Below are 16,085 nucleotides of genomic sequence, written 5' to 3'. Positions count from 1 at the left end.
GACGAAGGCGGAGGGGAGACGGGATGAACGGATCGGCGGTGGTGATCGGGGCGACGGGCGGGATCGGCCGGGCGATGGTCGAACGGATTGCCGTCGACGGGGCGTTCGAGGCGGTCTGGGCCGTGTCCCGCTCGGGCGTGGCGGTCTCGGGCGCGCAAGGCTTGGCCGCCGATCTGGAGGACGAGGCCAGTCTGGCCCGGGCCGCCGAACGGATCGGTCTGGGACCGGCGCCGACCCTGATCATGATGGCGACGGGGGTGTTGCACGACGGGTTTCAGCCGGAACGCAGCCTGCGTCAGCTGGAGGCCGATCACCTGCTGCGCGACTACCGGGTCAATACGGTGGGGCCGGCGCTGGCGGCGAAACACCTGCTGCCGCTGTTGCCGCGCGACCGGCGGGCGGTGTTCGCGGCCTTGTCGGCGCGGGTGGGGTCGATCGGCGACAATCGGCTGGGCGGATGGCACAGCTATCGCGCGTCCAAGGCGGCGCTGAACATGATCCTGCGCAATCTGGCGATCGAGATGGCGCGCAGCCATCCGCAGGCCGTGATCGCCGGCCTGCACCCCGGCACTGTCGACACGGGCCTGAGCGCGCCCTTCCAGAAGGGTGTCAGCGAGGGGCGGTTGTTCACGCCGGAACATTCCGCCGAGCGCCTGCTGGCGGTGTTGTCGGACCTGACGCCGGCCGACAGCGGCGGGGTCTTCGCCTGGGACGGGACGCGGGTGGCCGAATAACGCGCAGTCGTGACTTGAGCGACGCCGGGTTCTTGCGTCAGATGCCGTCCATGCGCCTCAGAGGTTCCGCCCGGCTTTTCAGTGTCCTGTTGCTCGGCCTGCCCCTGTGCGGCGGGGCGATGGCCATGCCCTCCCGTTCGCCGCTGGCCGCCTTGGTCGCGGTTGCGCCGACGGAGGACCGGGCGCGCCTGAACCAGCGGGTGTTCGACCGGGTGTGGAACGAGGTTCGACGGGGCTATTACGACCCTGCCCTGCACGGCGTGGACTGGGACGCGGCGCGGGCGCAGTTCCGGCCGCAGGCCCTGGCGGCGTCGGATGAGCGGGCGCTGTATCGGGTTCTGAACGCCATGCTGCACCTGCTGGACGACGGTCACGCCGCCGCCAGCCCGCCGACCGCCGTGCGACGCCAGGAGACGCAGTACGAACGCCGCGCCGTCATGGGCATGACGCTGATGCGGGGCGAGACGCCGGACGACTGGACCGTGGAGCGTATTCGCGCCGGATCGCCGGCCGAGGCGGCGGGCGTGCAACTGGGCTGGACGCTGAACACCGTCGACGGCCAGCCGTGGGGGCCGGACATCGAGGCGCGCGAGGGGCAGACGGTGCAGTTGGTCCTGACGGACGAGACGGGGAGGCGGCGCGAGGCGACGCTGACACCGCGCGTCATGGATGCGATCGAGCCCTTCACGGCCGACAAGTCGCGGCCGGGGGTGCTGGTGCTGAGGGTCGAGGAGTTCGGTCAGGGGCTGGGTCCGTGGATGGGCGGGGAGCTGGAAGGCCTGCCCGCCGACGTCGACGTGGTGCTGGACCTGCGCGGCAATCCGGGCGGCCGTCTGTGGGAGGCGGAATCGGTCCTGACCTGCTTCCTGCCGCGGGATCAGGCGTGGGCGACGCGGACGGGGCGCAATGGTCGCGGCGTCGTGCTGCGGGCGTCGGGCAACTGCGGCGACCGGCGCGACCCGGCGGCCAATGATGTGGCGGTTCTGGTGGACCAGGGCAGTCGCAGCGCTGCGGAACTGACGCCGGCGGCCCTGCAGGAGGCGCGGCGCGGCATCGTCGTGGGCGAGAAGACCGGTGGGTCGGTGCTGATCGCGCAGGAAACGGATCTGCCCGACGGGGGGCGGCTGACGCTCAGCCGCGCCGACTTCGTCACCGCCGGCGGCGTGCGCCTGGAGAAGCGCGGCGTCACCCCGGATGTCGCGGCGCCCCGGACCGTGATCCAGCGCCGCGCCGGCGAGGACCCGACGCTGGAGGCGGCCATCGCCGCGCTTCAGGCCGAGGATCGGGCGCGGGTCGAGCCTCCCGTCAGCGGGATATAGATCCGTTCAACAGCATTTGAAGCCGCCCGCGCCGCCGAAGCGGCGCTGTTCGTGGAGGCGGAAGAAGGCGGTCTTGTCCAGCGGAGGCTGGTCGGGATGGGTCGTCGCCGCGTGGCGGACATAGGCGTCGTAGTCGGGCTGGCCGATCATGGCCCCCGCCGTCCGCCTGACGCCGCGACCCCACCGCAGGGCAGTGTCGCGGCACAGGCAGAGCAGGTCCTCGTTCGAGGGCTTAGGCCCGGCCTCAAGCACGGGCCACGTCCGCCGCGTCGTCGGCCGCCGTCAGCTCGTGGCTCTCGGGATATTCGCGCACGGTCGGCCGGTTGTTCAGATAGGCCTTGCGGCAGGCCAGGACGCCATAGACGACCATGGTCACGACCACGAACAGGAAGGCCGCCGTCAGAGTGGAGTTGACGTAGTCGTTGATGACGATGCGGTGCATGTCGCCCGCACTCTTGGCCGGGGCGATCAGTTCGCCGGCGCCCAGGGCTTCCTGATACTTGCGGGCGTGGGCCAGGAAGCCGATGCGGACTTCCGGGTGGAACAGCTTCTGGAAGCCGGCCGTCAGGGTGCAGATCAGCAGCCAGGTCGCCGGGACGACCATGACCCAGGCGAACTTCTCGCGCTTCATCTTGAACAGGACGACCGTGCCCAGGATCAGGGCGATGGCGGCCAGCATCTGGTTGGCGATGCCGAACAGGGGCCACAGGCTGTTGATGCCGCCCAGCGGGTCGACGACGCCGGTATAGAGGAAATAGCCCCACAGGCTGACGGTCAGGGCGGTGGCGACGACATTGGCGCCCCAGGACTTGGTCTCGCGCATTTTGGGCACGGCAACGCCCAGCAGATCCTGGATCATGAAGCGGCAGACGCGGGTGCCGGCGTCGACCGTGGTCAGGATGAACAAGGCCTCGAACAGGATGGCGAAATGGTACCAGAAGGCCATCATGGCCTTGCCGCCGATCACGCCCGACAGGATGTGGGCCATGCCGACCGCCAGGGTCGGGGCGCCGCCCGCGCGCGACAGGATGGAGTGCTCGCCCACGTCGCGGGCCAGTTGCTCCAGCTCGCCGGGGGTGATGTGGAAGCCCCACTGGGCCACGGCGGCGGCGGCCGAGACCGCATCATTGCCGATGATGGCGACCGGGCTGTTCATGGCGAAATAGACCGCCGGGTCCAGGACCGTGGCGGCGATCAGGGCCATGACGGCGACGAAGCTTTCGCACAGCATGGCGCCATAGCCGATCAGCGGGATCTGGCTTTCGTTCTCCAGCAGTTTCGGCGTGGTGCCCGACGAGATCAGGGCGTGGAAGCCCGATACGGCGCCACAGGCGATGGTGATGAACAGGAAGGGGAACAGGGCGCCGGCGAAGACCGGGCCGGTGCCGTCGATAAAGGGGGTGACGGCCGGCATCTGCAGGTGCGGGCGCACGATCAGAATACCGATGGCCAGGGCGACGATGGCCCCGATCTTCAGGAAGGTCGACAGATAGTCGCGCGGGGCCAACAGCAGCCAGACCGGAATGACCGAGGCGATGAAGCCATAGACCATCATCAGTATGGCCAGGGTCGGGCCGGTCAGGGTGAAGGCCGGGCCCCAGAACGGATCGGCCGCGACATGGCCGCCGCCGATGATGGCCAGGATCAGCAGCACGACGCCGATGACCGACACCTCGCCCACGCGGCCGGGGCGCAGGAAGCGGGTGTACAGGCCCATGAAGATGGCGATGGGGATGGTGGCGGCGACGGTGAAGGTTCCCCACGGGCTCTCCGCCAGGGCCTTGACCACGACCAGGGCCAGAACGGCCAGGATGATGACCATGATCATCAGGACGCCGACCTGGGCGATGATGCCGGGGATATTGCCCATTTCGGTGCGGATCATGTCGCCCAGCGACTTGCCGTCGCGCCGGGTGGACATGAACAGGACCATCATGTCCTGAACCGCGCCGGCCAGCACCGCGCCGACCAGGATCCACAGCACGCCGGGCAGATAGCCCATCTGGGCGGCCAGCACCGGCCCGACCAGCGGCCCCGCGCCGGCGATGGCGGCGAAGTGGTGGCCGAACAGGACGTTACGGGGCGTGGGCACATAGTCGAGGCCGTCGTCGCGCCGCACGGCCGGGGTCGGGCGCGAGGGCTGCAGCTGCATGACCTTGTTGGCCAGGAAGCGGCTGTAGAAGCGATAGGCGATGGCGTAGGTGCAGACGGCGGCGACCACCATCCAGACCGCGCTGATGCTTTCGCCCTGGTGCAGGGCGATGACGCCCAACGACACGGCCCCCAAGATCGCGATGGCCCCGAATATCAGGGGGGTGCTGAGTTTGCCCACGACTTACTCCTACTCGACCGAACGGCTGAAGGTTTCACAGCCTGTTTGCACGATAGACCAGCCTAAGGCCAATCGACTAAAGTCGTACACGCCATCCGTCCATCCGGGTTCCCAACTTGGATACACGCGCCCCCGTGCATTCCGCTTAATCCCTTGCTAAGCGCATCGGATGATCGCTCGCCTTCGCCCCGTCCCATTCGACCTCGGTCCCGTCCATTTCGTCGGCATCGGCGGCATAGGCATGAGCGGCATCGCCGAGATCATGCTGAAGATTGGCTATTCGGTTCAGGGTTCGGACGCCAAGGCCAGCGCCAATACCGAACGGCTGGAGAAACTGGGCGCCCGGATCTTCATCGGCCACGATTCCGCTCACGTCAGCGAGGGCGTCTCGGCCGTGGTCTATTCGACGGCGGTCAAGGCCGACAATCCCGAGATGAAGGCCGCGCGCGAGCGCCGCATCCCGCTGGTGCGCCGGGCCGAGATGCTGGCCGAGCTGATGCGGCTGCAGTTCTCGATCGCGGTCGGGGGCACCCACGGCAAGACCACGACGACCTCGATGGTCGCGGCCCTGCTGGACGCGGCCGGCCTGGACCCGACGGTGGTCAACGGCGGCATCATCAACGCCTATGGCACCAACGCCAAGGTCGGCGACGGCGACTGGATCGTGGTCGAGGCGGACGAGAGCGACGGCAGCTTCCTGCGGCTGAAATCCACCGTCGCCATTGTGACCAATATCGACCCGGAACACCTGGACCACTACGGCGACTTCGACGCGGTGCGGAAGGCCTTCGTCGATTTCGTCGAGAACATCCCCTTCTACGGCTTCGCCGCCGTCTGCCTGGACCATCCCGAGGTGCAGAAGCTGGTCGCCTCGATCGATAACCGGCGGCTGGTCACCTATGGGACTAATCCCCAGGCCATGGTGCGGGCCGACAATGTCGAGATGGGGCCAGACGGTTGCCGGTTCGACGTCCTGATCCAGAACGGCGAGACACATACGATCAAGGGCGTGCACCTGCCGATGGCCGGCTGGCACAATGTCTCCAACGCCCTGGCCGCCATCGCCGTGGCGCGCGAGCTGGACGTGTCCGACGAGGCGATCCGCGAGGGTCTGGCCGGCTTCGGCGGGGTCAAGCGTCGCTTCACCACCACGGGCGTGGTCGGGGGCGTGCGGATCGTCGACGACTATGGCCACCATCCGGTCGAGATCGTCGCCGTGCTGAAGGCCGCGCGCCAGGTGACTGAGGGCCGGGTCATCGCCGTGGTCCAGCCGCACCGCTACACCCGGCTGCGCGACCTAATGAACGAGTTCTCGACCGCCTTTTCCGATGCCGACAGCGTGATCGTCGCCGACGTCTATCCGGCCGGCGAACAGCCGATCGAGGGGGTGGACAAGCACGCCCTGACCGACGGCATCCGCCGCTATGGTCACCGCCATGTTCAGGCCCTTGAGAACGCCGCCGTCCTGCCGCGCCTGATCAAGGAAGAGGCGAGGCCCGGGGATGTGGTCGTGCTGCTGGGCGCCGGCGACATCACCAGCTGGGCCTATGGCTTGCCGGCGCAGCTGGAGGCGTTGGGTTGATAGTCACCCTCTCCCGTCGGGAGAGGGCTTTAGCGCACGGCGGCGAAGCCGTCGTTCTGGCGCGAAAGGGTGAGGGGTAAGGTGGTGCGGGCTGGCCCTCCAGCGGTCCCTCATCCGGCCCTGCGGGCCACCTTCTCCCTACGGGGGAAGGTAAGGTGAGAGATGAGGATCTGATGACCTGGCGTGACAACCTTCCTCCCGTGCGTGGCAAGTTGCTGCTCGATGAACCCCTGGCGCCCTTCACCTGGTTCCGGGTGGGCGGGACGGCCGAAGTTCTGTTCATCCCGGCGGATGCGGACGACCTGGCTGACTTCCTGAAGGCGCTGGATCCCTCCACGCCCGTGACCGTGCTGGGCGTCGGGTCGAACGTCATCGTCCGCGACGGCGGGGTCGAAGGGGTGGTCATCCGCCTGGCCGGACGGCCCTGGGCGCAGGTGACGAAGGACGGCGACACGATCACGGCCGGCGCGGGCGCGCTGGATTCCATGGTGGCCAAGGCCAGCGCCAAGGCGGGGCTGGCGGGGCTGGAGTTCTACGCCGGCATTCCGGGCACCGTCGGCGGCGCCCTGACCATGAACGCCGGTTGCTACGGCGCGGAGACCAAGGATGTGCTGGTCTCGGCCTGGGGTCTGACGCGGGCGGGCGAGCGGGTCGATTACGCCCTGGCCGACTTCGGCTACACCTATCGCCATTCGCAGGCGCCGGCCGACATCATCTGGGTCGAGGCCGTCTATCGCGGGACGCCGGACGCGCCCGAGGCCGTGGCCGCCCGCATCACCGAAATCACCAGCCGCCGCGAAACCACCCAGCCGATCCGCGAAAAGACCGGCGGTTCGACCTTCAAGAACCCGCCCGGTCACTCGTCTTGGAAACTGGTCGACGAGGCCGGCTGGCGCGGAAAACTGCACGCCGAGCCAGCGCCGTACGGGGGGGGAGGGGCCATGTTCAGCGACCTCCACTCCAACTTCATGATCAACCCCGGCGAGGCCACCGCCGCCGACATCGAAGGCCTGGGCGAGGCGGTGCGGGCGGACGTCCTGTTGAAGACCGGCGTTCAGCTGGATTGGGAAATTAAGCGGATCGGCCGGCGGCTCTGACCGCCAGAGTTTGACACACATTTTTCACGCCGCGCGGGCGATAAGGTTGACGGCCTGTTAAACAAGTCGGCCGCAATCGGAGAGCCCATGACCCGCGCTTTCAAAGACCTTCATGTCGCCGTCCTGATGGGCGGTCTTTCCGCCGAGCGGGAGGTGTCTCTGACCTCCGGCGAGCAGTGCGCCCAGGCGCTGGAACGGCAGGGCGTGCGCGTCAGCCGCGTGGACGCAGGGCGAGACCTAGCCAATGTGCTGTCGGGTCTGATCAAGCCGGATGTGGCGCTGAACTGCCTGCACGGCGCCTGGGGCGAGGACGGCTGCGTCCAGGGCGTGCTGGAGACTCTGCAGATCCCCTACACCCATTCCGGGGTTCTGGCCTCGGCCCTGGCGATGGACAAGCACAAGTCCAAGGCCGTGCTGAAGGCGGCCGGGATCAAGGTTCCCGGCGGCGGCCTGTATGATCGTCATGAGGTGGCGGCGCGCCACGTGATCGCGCCGCCGTATGTGGTCAAGCCGAACGCCGAAGGCTCGTCCGTCGGCGTCTATCTGGTGACCGAGGGCGCCAATCGGCCGGTCGCCGAGGTGGGCGAGCCCGGCTGGGCCTATGGCGAACAGGTGATGGTCGAGCCCTATATCGCCGGCAAGGAGCTGGCCGTCGCCGTGATCGGCGAGGCGACCGGACCGCGCGCCCTGACCGTGACCGACATCACCCCGACCAAGGGCTTTTATGACTACGAAGCCAAATACGCGCCGGGCGGCTCGGTCCACGTCCTGCCCGCCGTCCTGCCGCCCGCCGTGTTCGAGGCCGCCCTGCGTCAGGCGGAGGCGGCCCACGTGGCGATGGGTTGCCGAGGCGTGTCCAGAAGCGACTTCCGTTATGACGATGTTAAGGACGATCTGGTTCTGTTGGAGGTCAACACTCAGCCGGGCATGACGCCGACCTCGCTCGCTCCCGAGCAGGCCGCCCATACCGGAATGAGCTACGAAGACCTGGTTCGGTGGATGGTGGAGGACGCCTCATGCCCGCGGTAGTTCGCGGCGGTCGGCGACAGAGTTCGGGTTCCTCGCGTGGCGGCGCCTCCAAGAAGGGCGGGCGGCCGCGCGGCGGCGCGCCCAAGCCCGTGTCCGCTATCCCCGGCAAGATGGCCGCCATCGGCCGTATCGATGTTTCGCCCCGCACCGTCATGATCGCCCTGGGCGCCAGCGCCCTGCTGGTCGTCGGGGTTCTGGCGACCGGCGCTCGGGCCGAACGGATCGGCCAGTCGGTCTCGCACGGGATCGACGGGATGACGGCCGGCATGGGCCTGTCGCTGAAGCGGGTCCATATCACCGGCGCCTCGGCCGAGGCCGAGCCGGCCATCCAGCAGGCGCTGGGTCTGTATTCCGGTCAGCCGATCACAAGTCTGGACCTGGACGCCATTCGCGACCGGGTGCAGGCCGTCGGCTGGGTCAGGGAGGCGCGCGTGGTGCGCCTGCTGCCCGACACCCTGATCGTCGAGATCAAGGAACATGACCGCCTCGCCGTCTGGCAGGAGGGCGGTCAGATCAAGGTCATCGACTCGCGCGGCCAGGTCATCAAGGGCGCCGACGCCCGCCGTTATCCCACCCTGCCTCTGGTCGTGGGCAAGGGCGCGGATCTGGCCGCCAGCGAGGTTCTGCCCCTGCTGGCACAACGTCCGCGCCTGATGAGCCGGATCGACGCCCTGGTGCGGGTGGACGAGCGCCGCTGGGACCTGCGCCTGAAGGACGGCAGCCTGATCCAGCTGCCCGCCGTTGAACAGGAGGCGGCCCTGATCCGTCTCGACGCGCTGGATCAGCGCGAACGCCTGCTCGACCTGGGCTTCGCCAGGGTCGATCTCAGAACGCCGGACGAGGTCGCCGTGCGACCCGCCGCCGACGCTTAAAGGACCAATACGATATGGCGGGAAAGCAGCGCGGATCGGCGAACGACCAGGGCCGGGGTATGGACCCCCGCGCCGGCCGCGCCCCCGTGATCGCCGCCCTGGATATCGGCCAGTCCAAGGTCTCGTGCTTTATCATGAAGCCTGACGGCGTGCGCCACGCCGACCGCACTATCCGCGTCGCGGGCGCCAGCCATGTCCAGTCCAAGGGCGTGAAGGGCGGGGCCATCATCAATATGGACGAGGCGGCCCAGGCCATCGGCCACGCGGTCGAACGGGCCGAGCGCGCGGCCCAGAGCCCGGTCTCCGGCGTCGTCGTCACCACCGCCATCGGCCAGATGGCCAGCCACCGGGTCCAGGCCCGGGTGTCCCTGGGCGCCAATCCGGTCGGGGACGCCGATCTGGCGCGCGCCATCGGCATGGCCCTGGCCCAAATCCGTCTGCCCAACCGCCGCCCGATCCACGTCCTGCCCATCGCCTGGTCGGTCGACGGCGCGCGCGGCGTGCATGATCCGCGGTCCATGCGCGGCGGTTCGCTGGGGCTCGACCTGCTGGTCGTCTCCATGGCCGAGAACGTCTTTACGACCCTGAGCCACTGTCTCGAGCTGGCGCACCTGGACCTGCAGGGCGTGGCCGCCGCACCCGTCGTCTCGTCCCTGGCCGCGCTGGAAGAGGACGAGATGGACCTGGGCGCCGTCTGCATCGACATGGGCGGCGGCTCGACCAGCGCCGCCGTCTGGGGCGGCCGGTCGCTGTTGCACATCGAAAGCCTGAACGTCGGCGGCGATCATGTCACGTCGGACATCGCACGCGGCCTGTCCACATCCAAGGCCGGCGCCGAACGGTTGAAGACCCTGCACGGCTCGGCGATGGCCAGCGCCAACGAAGACCGCGAAATGCTAGAGGCCCCGCCGCGCGGCGAGGACGCCTCCGCCGGCCCGGTCATTGTCCCGCGCGCCATGCTGAAGACCGTCATCGCCCCGCGCGTTGAAGAGACGCTGGAGCTGTTGCGTGACCGGCTGAAGAACGCCGGCGTGGGGCTTGAGCCCGGCGCAGGACTGGTCCTGACCGGCGGCGCCAGTCAGCTGAACGGGGTGCGGGAACTGGCCGTTCGGGTGTTCGACCGACCTGTCCGCCTTGGAAAACCCCAGCGGGCGCCGCATTTGGCCGACGCCGCTTCCGGCCCCGCCTTCTGCGCCACCGCCGGCGTTCTGTTGCGCGCCGCCTATGGCCCGCGTGAAGCGGTCTCGGCCAGGAAACTGATGGCGCGGCAGATCACGGCGGCCGATGCGCCGAGGGTTCACCGCGGAAATGTGGTGGGGCGCGTGGCCGGGTGGCTGCGCGATAATCTCTGATTATTCGTCCGGTTCGTTGGCGTTGCGTGGTCTTTCCGCCCCCCCCTGCAGGTAGCGGTTGCTTACACACGTCCCTGTCTCCGCCGCGACAATGTTTGCCGACATAGAAAAAGGGGCGGTGGGAAATCCCACCGCCCTTCAAAGTTTGGTTCGTCGTCAGACTACCAGTTGCGGCTGATCGAGACGAAGGCCCGGCGACCGGCCCAGTCATACTGGGAGGCCAGCGAGACGTTGCCGACGCGAGTCGCGCCGCCATTCGAGACCCAAGGCGCGTTCTCATTGAAGAGGTTGTTGATGCCCACTTGGAAGGTCCACATGTCCGCTCGTTTGCGGATCGAGATGTTGTGGTTCATGTAGGCTTCGGCCGTCACGTCGCGGTACACGGTTTCACCATAGTAGCTGACCGTGTCGGCGGTCCGTTCGTTGCTGGTCTCAGGGATGAGATCGACGTTATAGTAGACCGTCCAATCGCCGCGGTCGAAACGGGCGTTTAGATTGGCCGTCCAATCCGGATAACCGATGTAACCCAGTTGATCTTCGGCTTCCGTTTCACCGAAGACTTGGTAGGTCCATTTGGTTATGTAGGACGCGCGGGCTCCCAGAGTTACGTCGCCGAAGCTCAGCTCCTTGCGGTAGCGAACATTGAGGTCCAGGCCTTCGCTGACTTGCTCGGCGATGTTGATGTAGGAGTCACGAACAGTAAGGATCTGGTACTCACGGGTGGAGCCCGCAGCGCCACGGTCGAACAGTTGGCAAAGCGCCGTATTGCGTTCGGTGCCGGCGCCGTAGCAACCCGCCAGAATGCTGCCGGCGCCGAAGCGGGACACCTGATCTTCGATCGTCACGCTGTAGTAGTCGAGCGCGATGTTCAGATCGGCGAACGTCGGGGTCCAGATCAGGCCGATCGAGTCGGTCGCCGCCGTTTCCGCCTCCAGAACACCAGCGCCGCCGCCCGCGATAACCATGATCGAGGACGCGCCGCCGGCGTTGTAGTCTTCCGGAATGCCTTCGGCCGCGCAGTTCGTCCGGACATCGGCGTCGGTGGATTCGCCCCAGTTAATGCAGGGATCGACGCCTTGGCCAGTGTAGCTGGTCTGATTGGCCAGATACAGCTCGTACAGGGCCGGAGCCCGGAAGGCCGTGCCGTGCGAGGCGCGAATACGCCATTCGGGGGTCACCGCCCAGTTGAAGCCGACCTTGTAGGTCGAGCTTTCGCCGTACGAGTCATAGTCCGAATAGCGGCCCGAGAGGTTGAGGGAGAAGTCGTCGAACAGGGGCAGGTTCTGCAGGACCGGGATTTCGATTTCTGCGAACACTTCCTTGATGGTGTCTTCGCCCTTCGTGCGTCCGGCGGTCGTCAGACCCCATGAGTTCGAAGCTTGGGCCTGTGCGCCTGGTTGGTCGTCCAGCTTTTCCTTGCGGATTTGGAAGCCCAAGGCGCCGGCGACAGCGCCGGCCGGCAGGTCAAACAGTTCGCCGCTGATCACGCCTTCGATGTAGGCATGTTCGTACAAGGTGGTGCCCTGTTCGTAGCCGACGATGAAGTCCGCTTCATCGGCGGCCAGTTGTCCGTTCAGCAGGTAGTCGTTGGTGAACCAGTTGACGCCGCCGGCGGGGCAGCTGGTGGCGGTCGTCAACCAGGCCGTGACGCAGCCGGTGTTCCAGAACTCCGTGCGGTTCGCGCCGGAGACAAAGCCCGATGGCACGACCGTCACGCCGTCCACGATCCGGCCTTGGTGATAGCCGGACGTAGCGAACACGCGGTCGGCATAGAAGAAGTTATTGCCGTAGGTGCCTTCCGAGCGGCTGTATTGGACGGTCAGGTCCCAATCGAGGCCGCGGTGCACATCGATGTGACCGCGAGCACCGGCGACTCCACGCCAGTAATCGACCTGTTGATCAGCATCCATGTTCATGTGTGCGATCGGCAAGGCATAGTTGTTCGTCGCGCCCAGAGGCTGCAGCGGCGCCCAGGGATAGTTCGGCGCGCCGATGAAGACGTTGGGGAACAGCTGCCTCCAGCTATTCTGTTCGGATTCACGGCGGTTGAAGAGGAACTCGCCGTAAAGTTCGACGTTGGGCGTAAGGTCGTATCCGGCGAAGGCCGAAAGGCTGTAGCGCTTCAGCGGCGAAATTGCGGTCCGCGAGTCGTACCGATCCGAGTGTGTCGGATAGGTGCCCTGAAGCTCGCGACGGGTGTCGGTCGGATAGGTCGTGATCTGGCAGTTGCGGTTGGCGGCGGCGTAGCCGGGGGTGGCGTTGTAACCGCCACCCTGGAAGCGCCAGCCGTTCAAGTCGCAACCGATGATGCCGCCGCCGGTAACGGCGCTGGCGTCAGGCGCGAAGTCAAACGACCGGTATGCGCCGTTGATGACTTGGTAGGAGCGAACAAAGGCGTTGATCGACGAGTTGCACTTATAGTCGCCCGTGGCGGGATCGACGATATCGGCACGGATCAGCATTTCCTGATCGTAATAGAAGCGATCCTGCGGGCAGGCGAATTCCTCACGATCCCCAAACAGCAGCGCCTTGCGCTCGTAATAGTCGGCGCCGACCGTCAGGTAGCCACGATCAGACGTCCAGCCTTGGCTGGCGCTGATACGATATTCCTCGCCGCCGGACTCGAACGGTTGGTTTGCGAAAGCGGTGATATTGCCGCCGTCCTGGGTGGTCTTCGTAATGATGTTGACCACGCCCGCCACGGCGTCGGAGCCGTAGATCGACGATGCGCCGTCCGTCAGGATTTCCACGCGCTCGATCTGCGAGCTCGGAATGGTGTTCAGATCGGTGGGTCCGACGGTTCCGCCAATGCCGGCGGGGCCGGCGCGACGGCCGTTGATCAGGACCAGGGTCCGGTTAGCGCCGAGACCTCGCAACGAGATCGTGTTCACGCCTGCGCCGCCGGTGACGACGTAGCCCGTGAAGAAGTTGTTGATCTGCGTGGCCGTGCTCGCCACGGTGGATGATTGAAGCAGTTCGGCTGTGTCGACAGTCCCTTCGAGCGCGGCCTGTTCGGAGGTGATCACCTGGATCGGCTGCGAACTGGTGAATTCGTTGCGGCGGATGCGGGAGCCGGTGACGACGACTTCCTCAACCTGCGCGGCTTTTTCATCTTCGTCTTCCGACGGTGAGTTCTGGCTGGTCTGTGACTGAGCCATGGCCAACGACGGCGCCATGATCGCCAGCCCGGCGATGACGGTGGTCGCAAGCAGGTTTTTCCTACTGCACTTCATAATTTAGATTCCCCAACATGAATCCGGCGCGCCAGAGCGCTCCGAAGGACGGCGTTACCTTGCGTGAAAGCGGAGGAGAGCCAAGCCAAATGTGTCCACTACGTGTCGAGTTGGTGTCGCATGTCGCTTTGATATCACGCAATGGTAACAAATCGGATGGCCCCGCCCACTGGGCGGGCGAACCGTCGACCGTGCTTGCGTGGATGAGACGGCGGTGTTTTGATGCAGAGATTGAAGTTTCGGGTACACTCGACGGGGGCAAGCAAGATTATGAATTATAATAGGAAATTTTGGGTGAGGGGGCTGTTCGCGGTGATTGCGCTCGCCAGCGCCCCGCCGGCATTCGCCGTCAGCGCGGCGCAGAATGCAGCGCCTCCGCCGTCTGCAGACGCCTTTGCGCGCCGCCCCGCTATCGCCTCGGTCGATGTTTCGCCCGACGGGAAGCATATTGTGGCCGTTATTTCGCCTGACGGGAAGAAGCGTGTCGTGGCCCTGTGGTCGACCGACGACATGGAGAAGGCGCCGTTCATCATCGGTTCCGACGACGCGCGCGCTGAAGTCGTCGGCGCCCAGTTCATCAAGAACGACCGGCTTTTCGTCACCACCCAGCAGCTGAGAGACTTCAACCCATTCAGCGGTCAGCGCGAACGCAGCTTCCTGCAGCGCTCCCTGGTCTTGACCCTGGAAGGGCAGCCGGCCCGGAATTCACTCGAGTTCGACGGGCTGAGTGCGACGCAACAGGCCATTGTCGGGGTGGGGAACCTTATCAGCGATCTGCCGCAGGACCCGGAAAGCATTATCGTCTCGGATCCGATGCGAGGGGACAAATATCGGCTGAATCTCTATACGGGCCGGGCCGAGCGCGTGGAGCGCGGATCAGAACGTTTCAGCAGTGAAATCGCTGATCTCGACGGTGAAATACGCGCCAAGTCTCAGTTTGATTTCGACAATGGTGCCGCCTTCATCGGCCAGTGGCTGAAGAATCCCGACACCGGCGAATGGTCCGAGCATTTCCGCTATTACGCCCGGGACCGTCAACCGATCGAGGTCGTCGCCTTCTCCAACGATCCCAACATCGTCTTCGTGAGCAAGACGGAGGGGCGGGATCGCTCGGCGATCTATGAATACAAGATTCGTGAACGCGAATTCGGAGACATCGCCTTCGCCCACCCGTTGTTCGACGCCGGCGGCGTCGTCCGCTCGCGAGCGCCCGCCGACTTTGGGCAGGTCGTCGGCTTTACATATGACGGCGAGCGCAACCGGACCTTCTTTACCGACCCCAATCTGGACGAGGCGTACAAGAACCTCCGTCAGGTTCTCAACATCAACACGGTTCCTGTGTCCTGGATCGATATCGAAACCGGGGAACGGAGCCGGTTCTCGGTGGGCGACGGCGCGGATATCTCGCTGTCGGCGACCTCGGATGATCGGTCCGTCATCATCATCGCCAAGTCGGGCCCGCGCGTTCCGCCGGAATACTACATCCTGGCGGGCGGGCGCGTGCGCCTGCTCGGTCGCGCCTACCCCGAACTGCAGGGGGCGCCCCTGGGCGAGACCACGCTGATTCAATATGAGGCGCGCGACGGTCTGATGGTCCCGGCCTTCCTCACCAAGCCGGATCCGGAGCTCCATGGCCCGGGGCCTTATCCGACCATCATCACGCCCCACGGCGGACCCTGGTCGCGGGATAATCTGACCTGGGACGTCACCGGTTGGACCCAGTATTTCGCCGCGCGAGGCTATGCGGTGCTGCAGCCTCAATTCCGGGGGTCGCAGGGCTGGGGTGAACGGCTGTGGCGTGCGGGCGACGGCGAATGGGGCCGCAAGATGCAGGACGACAACGACGACGGGGCGCTTTACCTGATCGCCCAGGGCGTCGCGGCGCCCGATCGTATCGCCATGCACGGCTATTCCTACGGCGGCTACGCCTCGATGATGGCGGCCGTCCGGTCCAACAACATCTATCAGTGCGCCGCCGCAGGCGCCGGTCCGGCGACGATCGCCCTGTTCAAGAAGGGGACCTACAACAGTCGCTTCCTGCGTGAGTTCCAGCACCCGACGGCGGATGGCGAAGACCCGCTGCGGCGTGTCAACGAGATCACCGTGCCGCTGTTCCTCTATACCGGGGACCGCGACACCCGGGTCTTGCCGTCGGAGTCCGAATCCATGGCGGCGGCGATGCGCTCGGCCGGAAAAACAGTCAAGCTGACTGTTCTTCCGGACATGGAGCACACGCTGAACACCTGGACGCCGGCGAATTTCGCCAACATCCTGACCAGCGTGGAGACCTTCTTCAAGAATGACTGCGGGCCCGGCGGGCTCTGACCGCAGCGTTGCTGAATCGTAAAGGGCGGGCCTTCGGCCCGCCCTTCTTTTTTTGGGTAAAACGCGGCCAAGCTCGTGGTTTGTGCTGTTCTCGAGTCCGACTCACATTATCGCCGTAACCTTCTCTTAACCCTCGTGGGCGCAATCATTAACGCGCTCATAACCAAAGCGATTCGGCGGGGTGTTCGCTTTGGAGCCGGGGGCTGGGTT

At 66.2% G+C, this 16,085-nt stretch carries 11 protein-coding genes; 8 read left to right on the top strand and 3 right to left on the bottom strand.

Annotation, left to right across the window (positions count from 1 at the left end):
- Window positions 1-23 precede the first annotated feature (23 nt).
- Complete coding sequence (locus tag ACVPT3_RS12770) at window positions 24-734, top strand: SDR family NAD(P)-dependent oxidoreductase (RefSeq protein WP_492041250.1); 711 nt, start codon at window positions 24-26, stop codon at window positions 732-734.
- Window positions 735-784: 50 nt separating this feature from the next.
- A complete protein-coding gene (locus ACVPT3_RS12765) occupies window positions 785-2,053 on the top strand; it encodes a S41 family peptidase (RefSeq protein ID WP_492041249.1) in 1,269 nt (422 codons plus the stop codon).
- A 6-nt stretch (window positions 2,054-2,059) separates the two neighbouring features.
- Here the strand turns inward: ACVPT3_RS12765 and ACVPT3_RS12760 are convergent, their stop codons facing one another.
- The gene (locus ACVPT3_RS12760; RefSeq protein ID WP_492041248.1) at window positions 2,060-2,305 is read right to left on the bottom strand and encodes a YbdD/YjiX family protein; all 246 of its coding nucleotides are present in this window, start codon (window positions 2,303-2,305) and stop codon (window positions 2,060-2,062) included.
- Window positions 2,298-4,385, bottom strand: a complete 2,088-nt coding sequence (locus tag ACVPT3_RS12755) for a carbon starvation CstA family protein (protein WP_492041247.1) — start codon at window positions 4,383-4,385, stop codon at window positions 2,298-2,300. The genes ACVPT3_RS12760 and ACVPT3_RS12755 overlap by 8 nt, the downstream gene beginning before the upstream one ends.
- Before the next feature lie 169 nt (window positions 4,386-4,554).
- On the opposite strand from ACVPT3_RS12755, the gene murC reads away from it, so the two are divergent.
- The 5 genes from murC (at window position 4,555) to ftsA (ending at window position 10,317) form a co-directional block, all read left to right on the top strand.
- On the top strand, window positions 4,555-5,967 hold the full coding sequence (gene murC, locus ACVPT3_RS12750; protein ID WP_492041246.1) for a UDP-N-acetylmuramate--L-alanine ligase: 1,413 nt from the start codon (window positions 4,555-4,557) through the stop codon (window positions 5,965-5,967).
- A 173-nt stretch (window positions 5,968-6,140) separates the two neighbouring features.
- Window positions 6,141-7,064: a UDP-N-acetylmuramate dehydrogenase gene (gene murB, locus ACVPT3_RS12745; protein WP_492041245.1), complete on the top strand. Its 924-nt coding sequence runs from the start codon at window positions 6,141-6,143 to the stop codon at window positions 7,062-7,064.
- Window positions 7,065-7,151: 87 nt separating this feature from the next.
- Complete coding sequence (locus ACVPT3_RS12740) at window positions 7,152-8,093, top strand: D-alanine--D-alanine ligase (RefSeq protein ID WP_492041244.1); 942 nt, start codon at window positions 7,152-7,154, stop codon at window positions 8,091-8,093.
- Window positions 8,081-8,965, top strand: a complete 885-nt coding sequence (locus tag ACVPT3_RS12735; RefSeq protein WP_492041243.1) for a cell division protein FtsQ/DivIB — start codon at window positions 8,081-8,083, stop codon at window positions 8,963-8,965. The genes ACVPT3_RS12740 and ACVPT3_RS12735 overlap by 13 nt, the downstream gene beginning before the upstream one ends.
- 59 nt (window positions 8,966-9,024) lie before the next feature.
- The gene (gene ftsA / locus ACVPT3_RS12730; protein ID WP_492041242.1) at window positions 9,025-10,317 is read left to right on the top strand and encodes a cell division protein FtsA; all 1,293 of its coding nucleotides are present in this window, start codon (window positions 9,025-9,027) and stop codon (window positions 10,315-10,317) included.
- A gap of 161 nt (window positions 10,318-10,478) precedes the next feature.
- Here ftsA and ACVPT3_RS12725 read toward each other — a convergent pair whose 3' ends face one another.
- Window positions 10,479-13,550 (bottom strand): TonB-dependent receptor plug domain-containing protein, encoded by a 3,072-nt coding sequence (locus ACVPT3_RS12725; protein ID WP_492041241.1) that lies wholly within the window; start codon window positions 13,548-13,550, stop codon window positions 10,479-10,481.
- Window positions 13,551-13,844: 294 nt separating this feature from the next.
- On the opposite strand from ACVPT3_RS12725, the gene ACVPT3_RS12720 reads away from it, so the two are divergent.
- Entirely contained in the window at window positions 13,845-15,875 is a 2,031-nt protein-coding gene (locus tag ACVPT3_RS12720; protein ID WP_492041240.1) for an alpha/beta hydrolase family protein, read from the top strand.
- Window positions 15,876-16,085: the final 210 nt, after the last annotated feature.

The organism is Brevundimonas sp. FV1ps31S (assembly GCF_058681265.1).
This window is presented reverse-complemented; position numbering and strand designations above follow the sequence as displayed.